Raw genomic sequence first — 20,055 nt, forward strand, 5'->3', positions numbered from 1 at the left:
GCGTTCCGGGGATTTTTTGTATTTTGATAGCCGATGGATAAGAATAAACGATTGTATGATTTAGATAAAGGGAAAGTCACTGTCTGCATGATTGTGGATATGGTTATTTTCCTTGTGCCTGTAATCATCTTTGCCGTGGTATGGGGTATTCTTGAAGCGCAATACTTGGCTATAGAAGATAAAAGTTCAGTCGATCTCGGTCCGCATTTTTTTGCGGCGGGAGTCTTGTTCCTTTTTGTACCGATATCCTTGGGCGCACCGTTGACGCTGCTATATAGAAAACTTTGGAAGCAACCGATTAGTTTCAGAAAGTTGTTTATGATTGTATTGGTTCCTTTCTTGCCGGGATTTATTCTCTTTTTGGTGTTGTTGGTATTTTTGCCGGTTTTTGGACTTTTTCCATTTTCGGTTTTCTTTGCATTTTTCTTGATTTCTTTATTAGCAATATTGCGGTCCGAGAAAGAGAAGTTCCTGGAATAGAAATGCTTTTCTTGTCAGATGATGGCCCGTTTCGTTTTATATATTTGAGCGTTGGAAAATTAGAGGCGTAAAATGGAATTCACTCTCGAAGAAATGCGTGAACACCTTGCTACTCTCGAGGCAAGGATTGCGGAAGCCTGCAAGATTGCGGGCCGTAGCCGCGAATCGGTAAAACTCGTTTGGGTGAGCAAGTTCCACCCGGCAGAAGCCGTGGAAAATGCAATCAGCCTGGGTGCGACCGACTTTGGCGAGAACCGCGTGCAAGAAGCCGAACTCAAGTTCTCTGCGCCGCGCATGGCGAAGGACGGGAGCCGCGTGCGTTGCCACGTGATTGGCCCCGTGCAGAGCAACAAGCTCAAGAAGGCGGCGATTGTGGCCGACTGCATCCATTCCATCGCGAGCATCGAGGCGGTGGAAAAACTGGAACGCGTCTGCGCGGCACTCCCCGGAGAGAACGGCGGAAGCGGCGAGCAGGGCAAGATTCTCGATATCCTTTTCCAGGTGAATGCTGGCGAAGAAGAAACGAAGAGCGGGCTCGACGTGCACGAGGCCGAAGCATTCCTGAACGACCTTGCCGCAAAGGCGGGCGCCGCTTCCGACGGCAAGAGCGAAAACTTCCCGCATTTGCGTTTCCGCGGGCTCATGACCATCGGCAAGAACACGGGTGTCGCCGAGGATTCCCGCGAGTGCTTCGCGTTCCTCCGCGGATTGCGCGACAAGTTCTTGGCACGTGGTGGCGTGTTCGCGAACTTCGACCAGCTTTCGATGGGCATGACTGGCGACCTGGAAGTCGCGATTGAAGAAGGCTCCACGATGATTCGCGTGGGCACGGCCCTCTTCGGCGAACGCGACTACAGCAAACCGGTGTAGCGTTTTTCCCCGCAGAAACTTCTCATGAATTCCGCGCTCCTTGCCGCCATATTCATTGCAATATTCCTGCTGCTCGTATTGACGCGGCGGAAGGGCGGGCATCGCGGGGATTCACGGCAAGGTCGGCCCGGCCGGCGCGCTTCCGGCAAGTCGCCCGCAGGTAACGGATTCGACGGCGCGGGCTACTGGAATGCGCGCGACGTGCAGTTCCGGCAGGAGGACCGCCCTCCGGTCGATGCGCGCAAGGCCCGTGGGCTCGAGGCCGCCCTGGCCGATGACGTTCACGGAAAGTTCGGCGAGGCGGCCACGTCGGCGCTCGTAGCGCGGGCGGCTTCCGGTGACAGGCGAAAGCATTTCATATTGCAGAACGTTTTTATCCCGACGCATTCGGGTTATACCGAAATCGATACGGTGCTGTTGCACGTTACGGGCATCTATGTTTTTGAAACGAAGAACATCTCCGGCGAAATCGAGGGCGACCTCGATGTGGAACGCTGGAACCAGGAATTGGGCCCGCGGGTGCATCACACGCTGTATAACCCCATCCGGCAGAACACGGGCCACATGGGGGCGCTTCTCCGGCAGTTGAAAGTTCGTCTCGAGAGCGCGAGCATATATTCCTTCGTGGTGTTCAGCGACAGGTGTACGCTCAGGAACGTGCCTGCCAGTGGCAAGTTTGGCAACAACGGGAATGGTTGGCGGGTGCTTCACCTGTGCGAACTGCGCGAATCGCTCGAGCATGCATTCAGTTCGCGCCCGCAGGTGTATGATTCCCGCACGCTGGAATCGTGGTGGCAGGCGCTGCAGCCCTGCGTGAACGTTCCCGAAAGCGTCCGGCAGAATCACGTGAAGTCTGTTCAAAAATTGCACACAACATAACGCACACATTTTGTCCCCTCGAAAAACTTTTTTATACTCGCGCATTCAACTCCCACAATAAACATCTTATCCCCACAATAAACATTTTATCCCCGCGCATCACTTCCCCGCAAACGCATCTCGCACCCGTAATCATCATACATTTTTCTTACAAAATAAAGCATTCCACCTAAAGTAAGAAAAAAATATGTTAACTTGTTGTAATTATATACAACAGAATAGTCAAAATCCTGTGACAGGAATCAAATTATTTTCTAAATTCGCTGCCGGGTTAAGACGAGAACAAAGAACTTTTAAATCCTATAAGGAGAAAATGATGAAAAAGCTAATCGCCCTCTGCTCTTTTGTGTTCCTGCTGTGCTCCTGCGCCGGCGTGAATGTCAAGCAGCCCGATATCGGAAACGTCAAGAAGGTTGCCATCCTGAGCGTCACCGGTAGCGAGGAATACGAAGATATCGAAGTCGTCAAGGGCAAGAAGGAAACTCTCCTCTCTGTCGTGGGCAACATCATCAAGGACAACGTCGAGATGATTAACGAGCCGCAGGTGAATATCGCGACTCACGGTGCGAACGCGCTGTTCCAGGTGCTCAACGGCATTGATGGCTGGAGCGTCATCCCGTTCGAAGAAGTGAACAACAACGAAGAAGTGAAGGCCTTCTTCGAGAACAAGGATACCTGGGAAAAGGTCGAGGGCTTTGCCGAGAAGGTCGCTCCCCGCGACGGCAAGCGCCGCGTGCCTGCAAGGGGCATGTACGAACTCTCCTTTGACAAGGTTGACCCCGAAGGCAATACCTGGGTGAACGGCGAACGCATCGAAGCCCCGGTACACCGCGCACTCGGAAAGATGTGCCAGTCTCTCGGTGTCGATGCCATCGTCGTTGCCGAATACTACTTCTACTACGAAACCGGCATGATGACCAAGATTACGAGGAACGTGACCCCGATCGTGCTCGTGAATGTCGCCATGATCGACAAGAACGGCGAAAAGGTGCTCTTCACCGACCGTGGCTGGAAGCAGGTCGAGGGTAGCGAATCCGCAAAGGTCAACGGCGACTACGTGAACCTTCGCGAGGACAAGTCCGTGAAGGCCTACAACCTCGCCATCGACCAGATTATGGAAGAATTCCGCAAGGAAGCCGTGAAGAAACTCGGCAAGTAACCTAGAAGAATTGTATTACTCCCTGGAAACGAGAGGCTGCGCTTTAACGGGCGCAGCCTTTTCCACATCCTGTAAAAATAGCCCGTTTTCCCGATAAGCGGCATTATTCGCTGATTGGCGATGCTCAATTTGCTCCCCAAAAACATATATTTTTCGGGACAAGCGCAATGTGAGTTTATTATGAAATCGTTTTTTGTGAAACTGCCTATATTTGTCCTTTTTGCTTGTGTGCTGAACTTTACCGGCTGTGCCGTTACCTCTTCGGGTAACATGGTGGGCGAGGCGGCCTCGCTCCGGTATTCCACGGCAGAAAAGACATTCCGCTTTATGGAGGTGGGCACGACCTTCGCAGGTACGGACCACACTATAGAAGCTCCGCATGGCGACATGCACGTGCATGGTTTTACGGAGAACTTTAAGGCGAGCCTTGCCTCGATGGACTATTCCGTGCTGGGCCAGAAGGGCGGCCTTTTCCTCTCGCTCCCGGTTTCTATCCCGATGGATGTCGGCATCCGACCTGTTTTTGTGCAGTGGCTGGGCCCGCTCTACCTGGGTGCGGGCGCGTCGTTTGTCGGGGGTTTCTACCCCAACCGCCAGGATAGCGATTTGGAACCCGAGCCGGACAATTCCCTCGGCCGTTTTGATTTTTTCATCCTGTACAACTTTGGCGGCGGTGTCATGTTCGATCTCGGGGAAAGTATTACCCTTGGCGCCTACATGAACTACGAGAGGATGGCCATGAATGATGGCGGCTCTTCGGAAGACGACCTTATATTTGTTGATATCCTCTCTTTCAATGAAGAGAACATGCCCGCGTATGCCATTCGCAAGAACGTGACGACGCTTGGCGTAAACATCTTTGTAAAGCTGAAGAGCCCCGTCGGCTTCTATGCCGAATACACGCCCGAGGATTTTCTGGGCAATGGCGGCTGGCAGAAGTACCGCTTCGGCGTAATCGCGCTGTACTAAGCACTTGCCATCATTCAGTCTATCATTCGCTAAATACACCAGGCCATATACGACGGGACCTTCATTACCCCGTCATCAACCGCAAATTGTTTCGGATGGATTATAATGGACTCGCCTATGCGTTTCTTGAATTTATCCTTGAACTTGCCGAGTGATGTTGTCGTATAATTTTTCGAAGACTTCACCTCTACCGGGAACACCTTGAAATTGACCTTGCTTTCATTAGAAATCAAGAAGTCAATCTCCATGGAATTGCGATGCTTTGCGGCATCGTATTCCGTATAGAAGAACAGTTTCCGCCCTTTGGCCCGAATCATCTGCGCAATCATGTTTTCATGCAGCATTCCCTCGTTCAGCGAGATTTTGCCGTCCATGATGGCCTTATATAACTGGTTCGACGCAATCTCGTTTTCGCTAAAAGCAAGGCTCACTAAAAGGCCCGTATCGCACAGATAGCACTTGACCAACGAATCGTTCTTGTTCAAAGCGAAGCCGACATTGGGATCATCGCATTTATAACAAAGGTTACAAATCATTGAGTCGTCAAGCCAAAAGAGCGGCTCGTCATATTTGGAGAATGTCGCCGCATTAGACTTGTCAATCTCGGTAAGGACAATTTTTTTCTCGTGGGTTGAAAGGTAACCCGGAATGTTTTCAAAAATTGCGGAGACCTTGGAATTGTAACGCTTAGATGCCTTCCTGATATCGTCGCGATAGAGGTCCAGAATTTTCCGTTTTTCCTTGTCGCTCTTCGAAAAGTCCCGATTGTTCTCTACATACGCAACAATGCTTTGTGGCATGCCGCCCACCAGCATATACTCCCTGAAAAGGCGCGTCGCACGCTTATGAAAATGATCTTCTAAAGGTTTCTTTTCGGCAAAGCACTTGCCAATATACTCAAGCAAGACATCTTCGCCCAAGGCCCTGGCGAACTCCTCGAAATCGCAAGGGAACATTTTAAGTTTTTCTTCTTCGGAGGGGATTGTTATGTCATCGACATTTTCCTTTATAGAAATCAGTGACCCCGTCTCGATGAAATCGTAGCGGCCATCCGCCACAAGGTACTTTATCGATTCCCGCGCCTTCGGGAATTTCTGGATTTCGTCAAAGATGATCAGCGACTCTCTCTTGAACAGCGGCTTATTGTATTCCAGAGACAGGACCTGGAAGAAAATGTCCAGGTTGTTCAGGTTCGTCTCGAAATTATCGCGAACCTTTTTGGAGGCCTTGTTGAAATCAACAAGAATATACGACTTGTATTCACGTTCACCGAACCGCTCGGCCACGGTGGATTTGCCAATTCGACGAGCCCCTTCTATCAGCAGGGCGCTCTTCCCGTTGGATTCTTTTTTCCATTTCACAAGACGGTTGTAGGCTTTTCTCTGAATTTCCACAGGTTTCTCCGTTTCAATAGTGCGCAAAGTAAAATATATACTATTTACCAATAGTGCGCAAGGTGATTTTTATAAGAAACGCCAATAGTGCGCATAATTTCAACATTTTTGGGGCTCTGCCAGGCTGTTCTTTGATAGGGGCGCCCTGCCCCTTTCCCGTATTCAAAGCGTATCCAAATTTTTGAGATTTGCGAAAAATTGTGAAAAATTCAACAATTTTGAATAAAAACGGAACTTTTGTATTAAAAAATGTTGACAAAACGGAGCTTGGAACCTAGATTCATAGGTATATGGCCCCATTGCTGCAGTATCAAGACTATAGGTGTGCTACCTGCAAAACTTCTATGACTGGAAAAAGCGGACGTCCGTTTTCTCCTGGCGCGACTTTTCAAGGATGGCGGGGTTTACCTCGCCCGTGTTCTTGAAGCAGGTTTGTGAGGGCAAGGCGAACCTCGGGAAAAAGGCGACCGTCAAGGTGGCGGACGCGTTCGGGTTTGTCGGTATTGAGCGCGACTACTTTTTCAACATGGTCCAGTACGCCCAGGCCAAGACCGACGAGAAGCGGCGCTACGCCTTTGCCGAGATGGAGAGCATCGCGAGCGCGAACAGGTTGGTGCATGTCGGCACCGATGCCTACAAGTACTATGATTCCTGGGTGCACCCGGTGGTGCGTGAACTCGCGCCGGCCATGCCGGGGGCCATGCCGAAGGAAATCGCGCAGAAGTGCCTCCACGAGGTCTCGGCGAAGGAGGTGAAGGATTCCATCGATTTCCAGGTGGAGGCGGGGCTCCTCAAGAAGACGGGTCCGGGGGCATACGAGCAGACGGACAAGTTGCTGGCCGGCGATACGCAGTTGATGGCGCTGGCGGTCCGCTCCATGAATAGGCAGATGGCGCAGTTTGCCGCCGAAACCCTTGACAGCGTCCCGGCAGACGAGCGCTTTGTCTCGGGCATTACCATGGGCGTTTCGGACGATGCCTTCGGCAAGATTGTCGAGGTGCTGCGCAAGTGCCGCGAACAGGTGCAGAGCATAATCTTTAACGACGACAAGGTGGAGCGTGTATTGCGGCTCAACCTGCAACTTTTCCCTTTAACACATAAGATTGTAGGAGGCGAAGATGAAAAATCGCACATATAATAACATATTAGCCCTCCTGGTAAATTGTTTTTTCTTTTTGGCCTTTATTGGTTGTTCAGAATCCTCTACTGCAGGAGGAACTGTCGATGATAATTCGATTGCGGAGGTTTCTGCTGATGAAAAGGCTATTTTGGAACATCAAGTTGATTCAATGAAGGTATTTGCTGAAGCGGGTTTCGCGGATATAGATAGCTCAAGAATTGATTCAACCGTTTATTGGTTTGAAATTGGTTTTAAGGGAAAAAAGGATGATTATTTTGTTTACGAAGAAGATAATCTATTTTCTTATTGCTATGTCGGTGTTTACCAGTTAGATTTCGGTGTACGAACTATAGAATATATTCCGATTGGGGATAACTATACACGAACTTTTTTTCTGACCGCAGATGAACAAGGAATTGTTTATCATGAAAAATTGGACAATGATTATAATGATGACATTGCCCGCTGTGAGAAGGACTTGTCTGATTTTGAGCAAAACTGTGAAAATGGGGGTGGGTCTTTATATTCTCATAAAGCGGATTGTGCGGAAAATAGTTTGCATTTGACGTGCTCTACATCAAAAGGGCATCTTTTGACGAATGCTGAAACATTACTGAATAATTATGCCGAAAATATGAAAAACTGGTGCTTGGAGAATCGGTAAAATGAAAAGATTGATGCTAGGAATAAGTCTCGTTTCTTTGGCAGTGTGTGCGGGCGAAGAAAAAGTCTCGTATTTGCCACCTTATGAACCCCATAGTTTTGTTTCGCCAAAAGTTCAGGAATTTTTGGAATCTTCAAGAAATTTAGATTGGAGTGAGGATTCGGTGTCGGCACACTACGATGCCTTGGGCAGAAGAGTTAAGTCGAATCGTATTGCAAACGCACAATCACTAGTCCTTCGCCAAGCGAGAATGTATGTTCAGGTTTCTTCTTTAAATATCCCCGAAAAAGATGAACGCACTATATCCGCGGAATATCGATATGAAAATGGTGTACGTCATTATTGGCTGAATGGAGTGCCTATTTCTGAAACGAATTATTTTGATAGCATACAGACGAATCAACCATTCTATATTCCGAGTTATACGGCAGTGCTGACTGCTGAAGAAATTTATTCGTTGCTGGATGGTTCGGAACCGGTTCACATTAGCGAAGTTATGGAAGCAGAGGATGCTGCTGTTTATACGAGAATTTTAGATACGACACGCGTGTCTACATGGGCGCATACAAATGGATACAATGGTAGCGGAATAGGGGTTTATATCGCTGAAAATGGTTGCCCCAAAACATCTGTAATAAACACATCTAATTTTGTGCAGACTAGCACATGTGCTAGTGGAGTCACGAAACATGCAACGTCTATGGTACGTATTTTTCAGACGACGGCACCCAATGCGGTTTTGTACCAGTATGCACAAGGAGAGTCGCCGAATGTTGCTTCTTATCCACAGATAGAAGTAGGGTTTCATTCCTATTTTATAGGCGAGGACTCTGCATACAAAACAAATGATCGCAATTTAGATAATTTCATTTATGTAAATGATATTACGTCTTTTGTTGCTGCTGGGAACCAAACGTCTCCTACAGGATCTTTTTATGTGACAACTCCGGGAAAGGCACTAAATGCCATTACGGTTGGGGGCGTTTACCCTTTTACAAATAATTATGAAACATTTTCGCGCTGGAAAAATTCTCAAATAAATAACCATAAACCAGAAATTGCAACATACGATTACTTCTCTTTCCCGAATGACGCCAATTTTGTTGATGATAATGGCGAAACATATAATGGAACAGTGCAAGGGACGAGCGCTGCTACAGCTTTCTCGGCGGGGGTTATGGCAGATGTTTTTCACCAGCATCCTTTTTTCAAGCATCATCCAGAGATGGCAAAAGCGTTGATGATTACGGGGAGTACAAAAATGATTGGGAATGCGACCTCTCATGATTTGGACAATTCAAGTATCGCTGCACATGGGATTCCATTGTATGAGGATCTTGGCTGGAATACTCGCTCTAGATATTGGCGTGGTGTTAATTCTTGTTGCTTTACGGGCGATTCCATAGTATTCACGGAGTCGAGCATTATAAAAGCCAAGAGGTACCGAATTGCCATCTCTTGGCTTATGCCTGGTGGATATATTTATATGAATAAGACGATTCCTCAAGATATCGATTTATTTGTAGTACAGGATGGTGTGACTCTTGCATATTCAAATAGTGCTAAAAACCCGTTCGAAGTTGTTGATTTCTATGCGAATTCCAATAGTGACTTGAAAATTAGGATAAAGCGTTATGCAAATTCTGGTACAGGGAATGTAGTCTTGGGTTATAATATGTGGTATGAATAAGTAATTGGTTAAAAAACAGATCAGTAAGAGAGGATTTATGTCGGTAAAGATATTTATAAGTTATACACATAGCGATGGCACAACTGTAAAAAATGTTGTTGATACATTTGCTCCTATGGAAAGAATCAAAAGAGGTTGATATAGAGCTATAGGGTTTGCCGTATTCAAAGCGTATTCAAATTTTTGAAATTTAAAATTTTGCGAAAAAATATCGGCGAAAAATAAATAAATCGATATTTTTGTATCAAAAATATTGACTGGGCGGCAATTCGTGTATAGATTTAAGACTATAACAAAGGAGCCGTAATGCCCTATCCCGTACCTAACTATTGGATTGTTTCCGGAACGCTCAACAAAAACGGCATCCCATTTTACGAGGGTAAGGTGTATGCCGATAACCTGAAGAATGGCGTTTTTCGAACGGTTGCGGAAACGGGTATTTCTTCCGATGGCTCCTTCACGCTTGGCTTTTCGAGTTCGCAGTTTCAAGATCAGGCGTCGGATATGAATGGTTATCGTTTGACTATTTGTGCTGGTTCTATGCTTGTTCAAGAATTGTCTTCTGATGTTAAGCTCAAGTGCTTACGTTATTTTATAAACCAGATTCAGTCGGATGAGTCCCATATCGGTGCCAATGCGATAGCGTACCTCGCAACTAATGAAAACATTGATGAATTTGAGTGGTGATGATAATATGTAAAAAAGGGAAGCGGGCAAGCCGAATACAAGGAATCTTTAATTGAAAAACCGATTATTAGTAAAAAGTGGGATTAGAGTTTTGTTGAATATACGAGACGAACTTTTGCCTAAAATAAATTTAGCGAAGTTGGTTATTACCCCGAGCGATTAGAACATAATTTATGTGATAAAATTGAGCGTGACTTTGCCTCTATGCATAAGAAAATTATTTCGTCTCGCTACAAAATGATTCTTGATGTAAAATAATTATCAACGATTGTGTTTTCTTTACTTTGTTCTATTTTTTGATATATATTACATAATGCTTTTTATAAGGTGAAAAAAAAATATGACATTTCCAGTTCCCTACACTTGGACAATTTCTGGTAGGATAACCTACCTTGACGGAACACTCTTCACCACAGGAATCATAAAAGCATTTCATGTTTGTAATGGGACGTGGTATTATCTGGGCGAATCCGGAGTTAATGGGGATGGAACTTACCAAATAACTTATTCCAGCGCCAGTTTCCAGAATGGGGATTCTTCCATAGAACATCCAGACGTCAAGATACAGGTGTTTGACTATCAAGGAAATGTTGTTTGGGAGTCAAGGAATACAATGGCATTTGAGAGCCAGCAGACATTTTCTATTATAATTGACGAAGAACAACAAGATGACCCGCCGCAAGAAGTATGGATTGTTAGGGGAACGGTTGCATACGATAGCGGGCTTCCCCTGGTGAATGGTGCGGTCAAGGCGTATGACTACAATGATGGGATTAATTACTATTTGAATAGTGCAATCCTTAGGTCTGACGGCTCCTTTGAATTATCTTACACAAAAGCGTCTTTCCAAAGGGATGACTTGAATCGGGAAACGCCCAACTTGGTACTTTATGTATATGACTTGAAAGGAAAGTTGTTACAGAGTTTTAGTTTGGACAACCCGTCAGCAACGGAAGAAAATGTTTCCATCATAATTCCCCTTGCAATTCCCGAGACAGATGACAATTATGTAGTTTATGGACGTGTTGTAAATAATTCTGGTCGGCCTTTGAAGGATGTTTATGTACAGGCGTTCTGTTTGGATTTTGCTCGTAACGCATTCCAATACCACCGACTGAATTCCGAATTTGCGATAACAGACGATAATGGCAACTACGAGATAGTTTACTCTCCGTTAAGCCTGCCTCGCCGTATAGAAGAACCAAGTCCAGATAATCCGAAAGACCAAGTTTGCCTTTTTGCAAAATTCTTTTTAAATCCTGACGGAAACTTGGAACTTCCTGAAATCTGGTCATCGAAATGGAATTGTTCAAACCTTGTCCTGGGCGCATCTCGTCGACAGGAAATAAACTTTACGATTGATTCCGTGTCGATTTCAAGATTCTCTAAATTCGCCGAACTTGAAAATGCCTTGAGCGTATATCTTTCTGCAGTAATGAATGAATTTATCCGTGATGGAGAAGACAACCAGGTTAGTCAAAAAGAAGATAAAATACACCTATTTGTCGATTATTCATTTAGAAATGTATTGCCTGGTTTTAGGGAAAGCGTAAATCAGGAGGATGTTGTTGCTTATTTTAGAGCTTACGAAATCGTCTATCGAGCCGAGAAACTTCTTTCGGATTCATTTGATTCGGAGGATTTACTTTTATACGCATCAGGCTGCTTTGCATTGTGCCAAAAAGGATATGACAATATTCCCAAACTTCAAGCTGCGAATCGTCAAGATGTACAGAACCATCTATTGGAAGCGGTTGCTCTGTCTTTAGTTTCCTCTGAAACGGATATTCCTAAATTTGTCGAATTTTGGGAACGCTTGCAGGGCGTGTCAACGGCTTCTGAAAGGGAAAGTGCCGATTTGAACGCTCGGGACCTTTTGAATTTGTGGGAAAAATCAGAAATCCAACCCGGCGCTGAAACGGATACGGACAGCAAAGTAGATATCCTGCTAAAGCAGTTCTATGATTCGGAAGCGGATATTGACTCTTTTTTAGAAGATGTAAAAAATCCTGATTTGAATGTATCGTTGACTACTGATGAATATTCGCGATTGAAACTTGTTTTTGACCTGAAAAAATTCTTTGAAAATTTTTCAGATGGAATTCGTGAAGCATACAAAACGATTGTTCGTGTTGCAAAGCAACTATCTGGAAGCAATGTCCCAGATGAAGAATCTACAGAGCCTTCATTGAAGATCCTGTTGTGTCTTACTGAGGAACAGTGGGAAGGTTTAGTTGAAGACATTTCATCAAGTTATAAAGAGAGAAGCGACGAAAAGAAACTTGCGTTGCCTGTGTCGTTTTCGGGGACGACAGCAGAAGAACAAAAGTCCTTGTATAAAATAAAATTGCAAAAACTGATAATCTCGTGGTTTCCGCAGGACGCTCTTCTTTTGAGATTATCTCGAATTGAGAGGCCTGAAGATTCTGATTTACTTGATACGTTTGATTATATCGGATGGAAAGCAATTGGACAAATATTGCTGCTCGATGAAAGTTGGAAGTTCTTTTCGTTCGATAAAGACGTCTTAGATGATTTCGTTGAATCGCATTCAATAAATATTGAAGAGTCTCTAGAAAACTATAGAGATAATTTAAGCGAGGAAGAACAGACCGAATTTACGTTAACTGGAGCAATATTAAAAGATTATATTAAAACATTGCAAAGGCTGTATCGACTGACGACAGACTACGATTCCATTGTCTATTTACTGAATCAGGGAATCAAATCCGCATATCAAATTGCTCAGACTTCGGAAGATGAGTTTGTTGCGGCTCACCATGCAGGACTTGATACGATGAAAAATGCCAAGCAGATATACTGTTTGGCCGCGCAGTACACGTCCGAAGTGTCCCTGCAGATGGCGAAATATTACGGTTCCCTTACGGAACAAGGCGAAACGGTTCCATCAGTTTCTAGGGGGATGTCTAAAACAAGATCTGGTAGTTCAGATCGAAATGGGCAAGGGAATGTCGCCCCGAGTAGGATTGAACAGCCGGTAATTGCAAACTGGAAAAACCTGTTCGGCGCATTGAACAGAAATGCCGCTTTGAAGGGGCAATCAGTCCTGAGCCCTTCAGCCTATCTTATGGATTTGCTGGATTTTTTGAAGGGAGAAGGGTACAGAATATTAAAAACTCGACGCCCAGATATATGGAATCTTCTGTTGAGTAAGGAAAATGCAGAAACTGCTTTGCCAACGATTGATATTGTAGTGGAATTACTTGAATGTCTAGCAGCACCTAAATCGTTAGGCGAACTGGATTATAATACCGACCATAGAAGCGAAGCCGAGCTGCGTGCCGAACCTGCATTTGCAGGAAATTTGGATAGTGCTTATGCAAAACTTGTGGATTCCGTTTATCCCATGGATTTGCCTAGGAATTTTCATGCAGAAAAAATGACGGCCTTATTAAAAAATGTTTCTCTTTCCGTAAGTGACTTGATTCTAGCACAGAAGAACCCAGACGATGAATATCATTATACGACTTTGAGACTGTCTCCTTCACTAATAGATGCTTTGCGCTTGCCTGAATATGACGATGCAACTGGTGGTGAAATCTCATTACGGCCTGTTTATGAATTATGGGGCTTGAATTATGATGAAAATACGGTCCTTTGCCCAGACAAGGCGACTGTAGTAACGGGATTATGGAGCGATGTTCTTTCCAACGCCTCTGTTTTCCTGTACAGATGTGGTCTATCCATGACAGACCTTCAGGAGATATTGCTTTATCCAACATTTGAAAAAGAAGGCGTCAGAATTACGGCTACAACGAATGCATACCAGTTGGGCGATATAAGCGCTTTCTGCATAGAAAATATATCTGAATCGTTTGCTCGTAAGGTTTCTCGTTTTGTTCGTCTGAAACGCTTGCTTGGATGGAATAACGAAGATGTTTTGCTTGTTTTTAATTTGGATTTGAAAGATATTGACCGTGTCGCGCACTTGAAGACTCTTACTTCGGCATCTGTTAGCGAAATATTAGCTTGGGTATGTGATAAAGACGAGTTGTTCTCTTGTGCTTATCCAGATGTTTTTATCGAAGACGAAATAGAGAATGAAGAAAACCAAAGCGAAGGAACTGAAAATGAAGAAAATGTTAAGTGCAGGCTTCTTGAAAAGGCTTCTGTTTCTCTTGGCGTAAGTCAAGCTGATTTGTTGTATGCTTTGGAATTGGATAATGAATCATTCTCCAACAATTTTAGAAAAAATCTTAAAATGTTGTATCGAATATCCACGTTTGCTAAACGACTTGGAGTTTCTGTACAAAAATTTGAATTGCTGAGTTTCTTGCTAGGAAATCCATCGGCTAGAGAATGGAACCTGGAAAACCGTATAGAGTGTTTCCTGAAAATTAAGGATATCTTGAATTCTCCTTTGGATGTTGATAGCCTTATTTATTTGGCCTTGCCTATTTCTCCTGCAATAAAAAATAAAGCAAAACAGTTTGTCCATGCCCTGAAAGGTTCTCTGTTGGAAATTTGCGATACGGTCTGGGCTGAGAAGCAGGAAGAAATTGAACGTGAGTTTCCTGAAATAAGAGCGTCTGTCGAATCAAGGAATGCTTTTTATGAATGGGTTAAGCAAAATGTTTCTGATTTTGCTGATTCGTGGAATGGCATTCCTGTTGCTGATGTGATAACTAGACTATGCGGAAAGGAAATTGCTGAAAGTGACAACCTGAATGTTGCTGTTGTACATGGTAACTTGGAAGAATTGAAGGCTTGGCTACGCAATGCTTTTGGCGATAATTATGAAGATGAAATTTCAAATTTGTTTGCTGATGAAAGCATGGATGGAGACAAATGGGCGAAAAATATTGTCGGTATTTTAGCCTGTGCCAATGCGGCCAAGAATGAAATTCTTGAAAGACTAACTCTTGAGTTTGGAGTTAATCGCAGTATTTGCGAAACGCTTTTGTATGACAATCTTTATAGCGTTGAACAATCCGCCTCAAATAAGGCTTTTGTTGATTGGCTGGGTGTTTTAAAATCTGATGATAATTTTGAGGTTGGAATTAAGGCTTATGCTTTGTTGTCTAAAACGGCTTTGATTTACAGCTATACAAAAATGATTGATTATGGCAACATTGGGCTAGAAAATCTATATCAATCATTTCCTTTAAATTCTCTTGGAATTGATGGTGATGATTGGGATTGGAAAAAATATCCTGCAGATGGGAGCTTGTTTGCAGGAACGGCTCCGATATCATCTTCTTTTGCAAAGTTGATCTGCTGCTTTGAAGTTTCTAGATGTTTTGGTTCTTCATGGATTTATGACAGATTGTCTCCTGACTTCCTTGTAGAAAAATGGAATTTGAACGAAAGACAATTGCGTGAAATTGCGGGCCTAGAAACCGCTGATGTTTACGCCCCACAAAATTGGGTTCTAGAACCAGAAGAATGGAGACTGATTTGCAATTATTGGAAAGTCTATAAGAAAGCTCCTATTGACATGGACACTCTGCAAATCTTGATTGCCGATGACTTGGTTGGGGAAAATGAAATTGCAGATTATCGCGAAGCTGTTGAAAAATTAAACGAGTCGATAAAGAGCAGGCGAACATCAGGTGATTGGCTGGCGTTTATTACTCCGGTAAACGATGTCTTGCGAAAATCAAGAAGAGATGCTCTTGTAAGTTATATTTGCTTCATTTCGCAGGATAACGAATGTAAGTCTCAACGATTCTTCGATGCCAATGATATTTATTCCTACTACTTAATTGATGTTGAAATGGAACCCGACATGAGTGTTTCAAGGATAAGACAAGCCTTGAACTCCATTCAACAGTTCGTCAGTAGGGTGGAACTTGGTCTTGAAGGTTCCTTCGTCCTGAGCGAAGAACAACGTAAAAATTGGGAATGGATGCGCAATTATCGCGTGTGGGAAGCGAACCGTAAGGTGTTCCTGTATGCGGAAAACTGGATAGAGACTGATTTAAGAGATGACAAGAGCCCGTTCTTCAAAGAACTTGAAGATGAAATCCGTCAAGTCGGAAATGAGCCCGAAGCAATGCACACCGCATTGGAAAATTATCTTGAGAAAATGTACGAGATATCGGGCATAGAAATTCTTGGTGCTACTAAGGAAAACGGCGGTGGTGATGGAATACTTTATACATTACATATTGTTGGCAGAACAAGGGGTGAACCGCATCATTTCTTCATCCGGAAATATAAGGCCAAGGCGCTTTATTCTGGAGAATGGGAACCGTGGGAATCCTTGGATCTGGAGATTGACGCTGAAGTAGTTATTCCGGTTTTGATGAATCAACGGCTTTACCTTACATGGCCAACGTTCGTTATCAGTAAAAAAGAAGATGGAGCTGAATCGAGCGGATCAATGGATATATCGAATCAAGTTGAAATTCGCTTGAATTGGTCTTACTATGACGGTCATAAATGGAGTGCTGTTAAAACAACAAAGAATGCGGTTTTTGACAAGTATGGACGGGAGCGTGAAATCTTTCTAGAAGATGGCGAGAAGATTGACTATCGTTATCATTTTCAGGTGGATTCCGGTTCGTCGGAGTATATTCAGGTCAATATCTTCCGCTCCTACTATAAAGATGTGTCGGAAGTTCAGACGAGTTCAGCCAATTTTGGTGATCAGATAACCACGGAAAAAAGGAAAGTGAAGGTTCTTCGAGACAAGAACCAACAGTTTATTCAAGAAACTGGCTCTATCCAGGTATGGGTAGATGGTCGTGATGTTGCGTATCTTGCTCCCGCTGTGACTCCTCGAAACGTCAACGAATTTCCTCCGGGTAAATGCTATCTAGAAAGAAATTGCTGGGTAGAAAGGGATAAACATGTCTGTGGGTATGATGGACTCTCGTTCTCAGTGGGTAACCAGATTCTGGAAAATACACCTGGCTTTTTCCGCGTCTTACCGGTCAACTTTGCATTCTATTCAGGTGAAGATTTACCCTTCTTTTATATGGATGGTCAGCATTCCTTCTTGGTGCATAAAATTTCTGACGAGGGCTCGACAAAGTATCAGTTCGAACTGATTTCCCATCCATTAGTTGCTGAATTCTACAAGCGCTATCGGGATGGAGGTGATGAGTCGCTTTTCAACAGAGAAACGCAGGCGTTACCTGTTTCGGATAGTTATTACTATTCCTATTCATACTACAACTATTATTTTAGTGTTTATTTAGGCTATTATATAGCGGGAGACTGGGAAGCCTGGGACTTGGGACAATCTCTGTTCTCGCTCAACTATAAACCTTCGGCGAAAATGATTGCTCGCCCATATCCGGTTCCGATGATCGATTTCTCCTTTGGGACCTCTAACGCCATTTATAACTGGGAACTCTTTTTCCATGTTCCCATGTTGCTTGCCGAGAAGATGTTCCAGGAACAGAACTACGAAGAAGCGCTGAAGTGGTACAGGATGGTTTTCGACCCCAGACTGGATTTGAATGATTACGAAATCACGAAACGCTGGTCGAGAAGTTTGCCTAAAGGAGCGAGATTCTGGAGATTCCTGCCGTTTTTTGCCAACAGGAATGCAGATGACTCTATTTTAGAGACTATCAGCAAGCCAACGGAATATGATTTATTGCCAAATGTAATTTCGCTTCAAAGCCTTGTAGATAAATGGAAACGGGATCCGTTCAACCCTCATTTGATAGCCCGTTATCGCATGGCGGCTTATCAAAAATATGTCGTCATGAAGTATTTGGACAACTTGATTGCCTGGGCAGACGAGTTGTTTACCCAGGATACGATGGAAAGTATAAATGAGGCCATTCAGTTATATGTTTTGGCGGCGGAAGTTCTTGGCCCTCGAAATATAGAAGCCTCAGATTATCTCGTTGTCAAGGAAATGAATGTGAATGACTTCCTTCTAGAAAAGGAGGGGGCCATTGCCAATGTCTATGTTGAAATTGAGGATTCTCTTGTCACGACTAGGAGCGAGGAACGTAAGACCCCGCAAGGCAAGCCGAACGACAAGAACAAAACTTTGACGAATATATTCTCATCTGTATTCTACTTTAGCGTTCCGAGAAACGACAAACTTCTTGGCTATTGGGATACTGTTGCGGATAGACTCTATAAAATACGTAATAGCTTGAATATCGAAGGAGTAAAAAGAACTCTTGCTCTTTACGAACCACCGATTGATCCCGCCTTGTTGGTAAAAGCGCGGGCTGCGGGAGTATCCATTGCGGATGCATTGTCCGAAAGCTCTGCGCCACTTCCTTTGTACCGATTCCAGGTGATGATCCAAAAGGCGCTTGATGTAACGCATGAATTGCAATCCCTTTCGAGTGCGTTTATGTCGGCATTGGAGAAAAAAGATTCTGAAGCTCTTTCTCTAATGCGGACCCGCCACGAACAGGAAATTCTTACCTTGTCTAGAGAGCTTAAGGATTTCCAGGTGAAAGATCTTGAAACCCAGTTAGAATCGTTAAAAAAGAATAAAGAAGTTGTCGAAATTAGAAAAAAATTTTATGCAAATATAGAAGAAATCTCTGATAGAGAAAGTGAAGCCTTAGCCTTGCAAAGGGAGGCTTCGGAAAAAGAATCAAATGCTCGTAGTATGATTGATTCGGCTGCATTTAAGTCGAAAATTCCGGACCTAAATGTGGGCGGCCTTGGAAATGTGGGGGGCGGACCGGAAATTTCATCAAACATCACTGGTGGCTCGAAACTTGCGGCTGAATTAAGCCATAAAGCATCATCCGTTCAAATTGATGCTGGCATTACTCGAAACCAGGCAAACCAGATTCAGACACTGGCAGGGTATGAACGTCGCTTTGCCGAATGGAGACTTCAAGCGGATCTTGCGAATTCAGAGATTGACAGTATTGAAAAGCAAATTGTTTCCATGGAAATTAGGATACAGATGGCCGAAAAGGAAGTGACGAATCTGGAACGGCAGATTGAACAAATGGACGAAGTCTATGAGTTCATGACGGACCGATTCACTAACCAGGAACTGTATTCGTGGATGGTGACGCAATTGGGGCAACTTCATGCGTCCTTCTTCAAATTGGCTGTCAAACTTGCCAAACGTGCCGAAATGTGTTATCGGTTTGAATTGGGCTTGACTGATTTCGATGCAAGTTTTATCAAGAATGATTACTGGGATGGACTCCGAAAGGGACTTCTCGCCGGGGATCATCTGCTCTACGATTTGAGAGCGATGGAATCTGCATATCACGAAAAGAACAAGCGTGAACTGGAAATCAACCGTGCTGTGCCGCTTTCTCTTATTGATGCGGAAGCCTTGCTTAAACTTCAAACGGATGGTGAATGCGTTTTCAATATGCCAGAAGTTCTTTTCGATCTGGACTTCCCAGGACAGACATATCGCCGTATTCGTGGTGTCCGTTTGGAAATACACTGTAATGCCTCTTCGGGGCAGGGTGTCAACGCCAAGTTGAGCTTGCTGAGCAATAGAATCCGTAAGAAACCCTTGGCAGACAGTTATGACCAAATTGGAGATTACCTGGATAGCCGTATAGGAATCACGACGATTGCGTCTAGTCAGGCAGAAGCTTATGCAGGTGTGTTCAATTTTGATTTCCGTGATGAACGCTATCTCCCATTTGAAGGTGCTGGCGTTGATTCGACATGGAGATTGGAATTGCCTTCAGATTTCAGACAGTTTGACTACGAATCTATTTCTGACGTCATCTTGCATGTAAGCTATACGGCAAGAAATGGTTCTCCTATTACAAAAAATGCAAAAAATGCCATTGCTGAAGATTGGAACGTTAAAACAACTCTGATCAATCTCAGTGCGATTGATTCTGGGGCATTGAACCGATTGCGCAACGGGGAAGAAATTTCGATAAGTTTCAAAAAGGAACATTTCCCCGCTATCGCAAGAGCTGAAGGCGTTCTTAAGGGATTGTCGGCATATTGTCGGTTCAAGAATGGCGTGAAAGAAGCTTTGATGATAAATATTCTATCGAGTAGTGTTGATGAAACTAGGGATTATTTTGAATTTGGGGCAGAACAATCAAGTTCATCAACCTTATGGGAAGAAAAGGAAGTCAATATTAACGAAGGATATTCCATTACAATCAAAGTTGCCGATGGTTCTATACCCGCAAACATTGAAGACTTGATATTTGTACATAAATATGCGCTTGTCAATAGCATCAACGAGGAGGCTTGATA

General features: G+C 44.2%; 11 protein-coding genes. 10 read left to right on the forward strand and 1 reads right to left on the reverse strand.

All coding sequences use genetic code 11. The features are described from left to right. Positions 1 to 33: 33 nt before the first annotated feature. The 5 genes from BUB22_RS13925 to BUB22_RS13945 all read left to right on the forward strand — a co-directional run bounded on the left by BUB22_RS13925 (position 34) and on the right by BUB22_RS13945 (position 4,357). On the forward strand, positions 34 to 480 hold the full coding sequence (locus BUB22_RS13925) for a hypothetical protein (RefSeq protein WP_139259016.1): 447 nt from the start codon (positions 34 to 36) through the stop codon (positions 478 to 480). Positions 481 to 552: 72 nt separating this feature from the next. Next, positions 553 to 1,350, forward strand: a complete 798-nt coding sequence (locus BUB22_RS13930) for a YggS family pyridoxal phosphate-dependent enzyme (RefSeq protein ID WP_073116038.1) — start codon at positions 553 to 555, stop codon at positions 1,348 to 1,350. A gap of 24 nt (positions 1,351 to 1,374) precedes the next feature. Continuing rightward, positions 1,375 to 2,229: a nuclease-related domain-containing protein gene (locus BUB22_RS13935; protein WP_073116040.1), complete on the forward strand. Its 855-nt coding sequence runs from the start codon at positions 1,375 to 1,377 to the stop codon at positions 2,227 to 2,229. A 316-nt stretch (positions 2,230 to 2,545) separates the two neighbouring features. Then, positions 2,546 to 3,388, forward strand: coding sequence for a hypothetical protein (locus BUB22_RS13940; RefSeq protein ID WP_139259017.1), 843 nt, complete (start codon positions 2,546 to 2,548; stop codon positions 3,386 to 3,388). A gap of 228 nt (positions 3,389 to 3,616) precedes the next feature. Further along, entirely contained in the window at positions 3,617 to 4,357 is a 741-nt protein-coding gene (locus tag BUB22_RS13945) for a hypothetical protein (protein WP_175547304.1), read from the forward strand. 29 nt (positions 4,358 to 4,386) lie between these two features. On the opposite strand, the gene BUB22_RS13950 is transcribed toward BUB22_RS13945, so the two are convergent. Then, a complete protein-coding gene (locus BUB22_RS13950; RefSeq protein WP_073116062.1) occupies positions 4,387 to 5,751 on the reverse strand; it encodes an ATP-binding protein in 1,365 nt (454 codons plus the stop codon). A gap of 322 nt (positions 5,752 to 6,073) precedes the next feature. On the opposite strand from BUB22_RS13950, the gene BUB22_RS13955 reads away from it, so the two are divergent. The 5 genes from BUB22_RS13955 to BUB22_RS13975 all read left to right on the forward strand — a co-directional run bounded on the left by BUB22_RS13955 (position 6,074) and on the right by BUB22_RS13975 (position 20,053). Then, positions 6,074 to 6,889: a TIGR02147 family protein gene (locus tag BUB22_RS13955; protein ID WP_083535557.1), complete on the forward strand. Its 816-nt coding sequence runs from the start codon at positions 6,074 to 6,076 to the stop codon at positions 6,887 to 6,889. Beyond that, a complete protein-coding gene (locus tag BUB22_RS13960; RefSeq protein ID WP_073116046.1) occupies positions 6,870 to 7,535 on the forward strand; it encodes a hypothetical protein in 666 nt (221 codons plus the stop codon). Before BUB22_RS13955 ends, BUB22_RS13960 begins: the two co-directional genes overlap by 20 nt. A gap of 1 nt (position 7,536) precedes the next feature. Next, positions 7,537 to 9,225: a S8 family serine peptidase gene (locus BUB22_RS13965; RefSeq protein WP_073116048.1), complete on the forward strand. Its 1,689-nt coding sequence runs from the start codon at positions 7,537 to 7,539 to the stop codon at positions 9,223 to 9,225. Positions 9,226 to 9,531: 306 nt separating this feature from the next. Further along, positions 9,532 to 9,912 (forward strand): hypothetical protein, encoded by a 381-nt coding sequence (locus BUB22_RS13970; protein ID WP_073116050.1) that lies wholly within the window; start codon positions 9,532 to 9,534, stop codon positions 9,910 to 9,912. 340 nt (positions 9,913 to 10,252) lie between these two features. Then, positions 10,253 to 20,053 (forward strand): Tc toxin subunit A-related protein, encoded by a 9,801-nt coding sequence (locus tag BUB22_RS13975; RefSeq protein WP_073116052.1) that lies wholly within the window; start codon positions 10,253 to 10,255, stop codon positions 20,051 to 20,053. Positions 20,054 to 20,055 lie beyond the last annotated feature (2 nt).

Source organism: Fibrobacter sp. UWCM, assembly GCF_900129735.1.
Lineage (GTDB): Bacteria > Fibrobacterota > Fibrobacteria > Fibrobacterales > Fibrobacteraceae > Fibrobacter.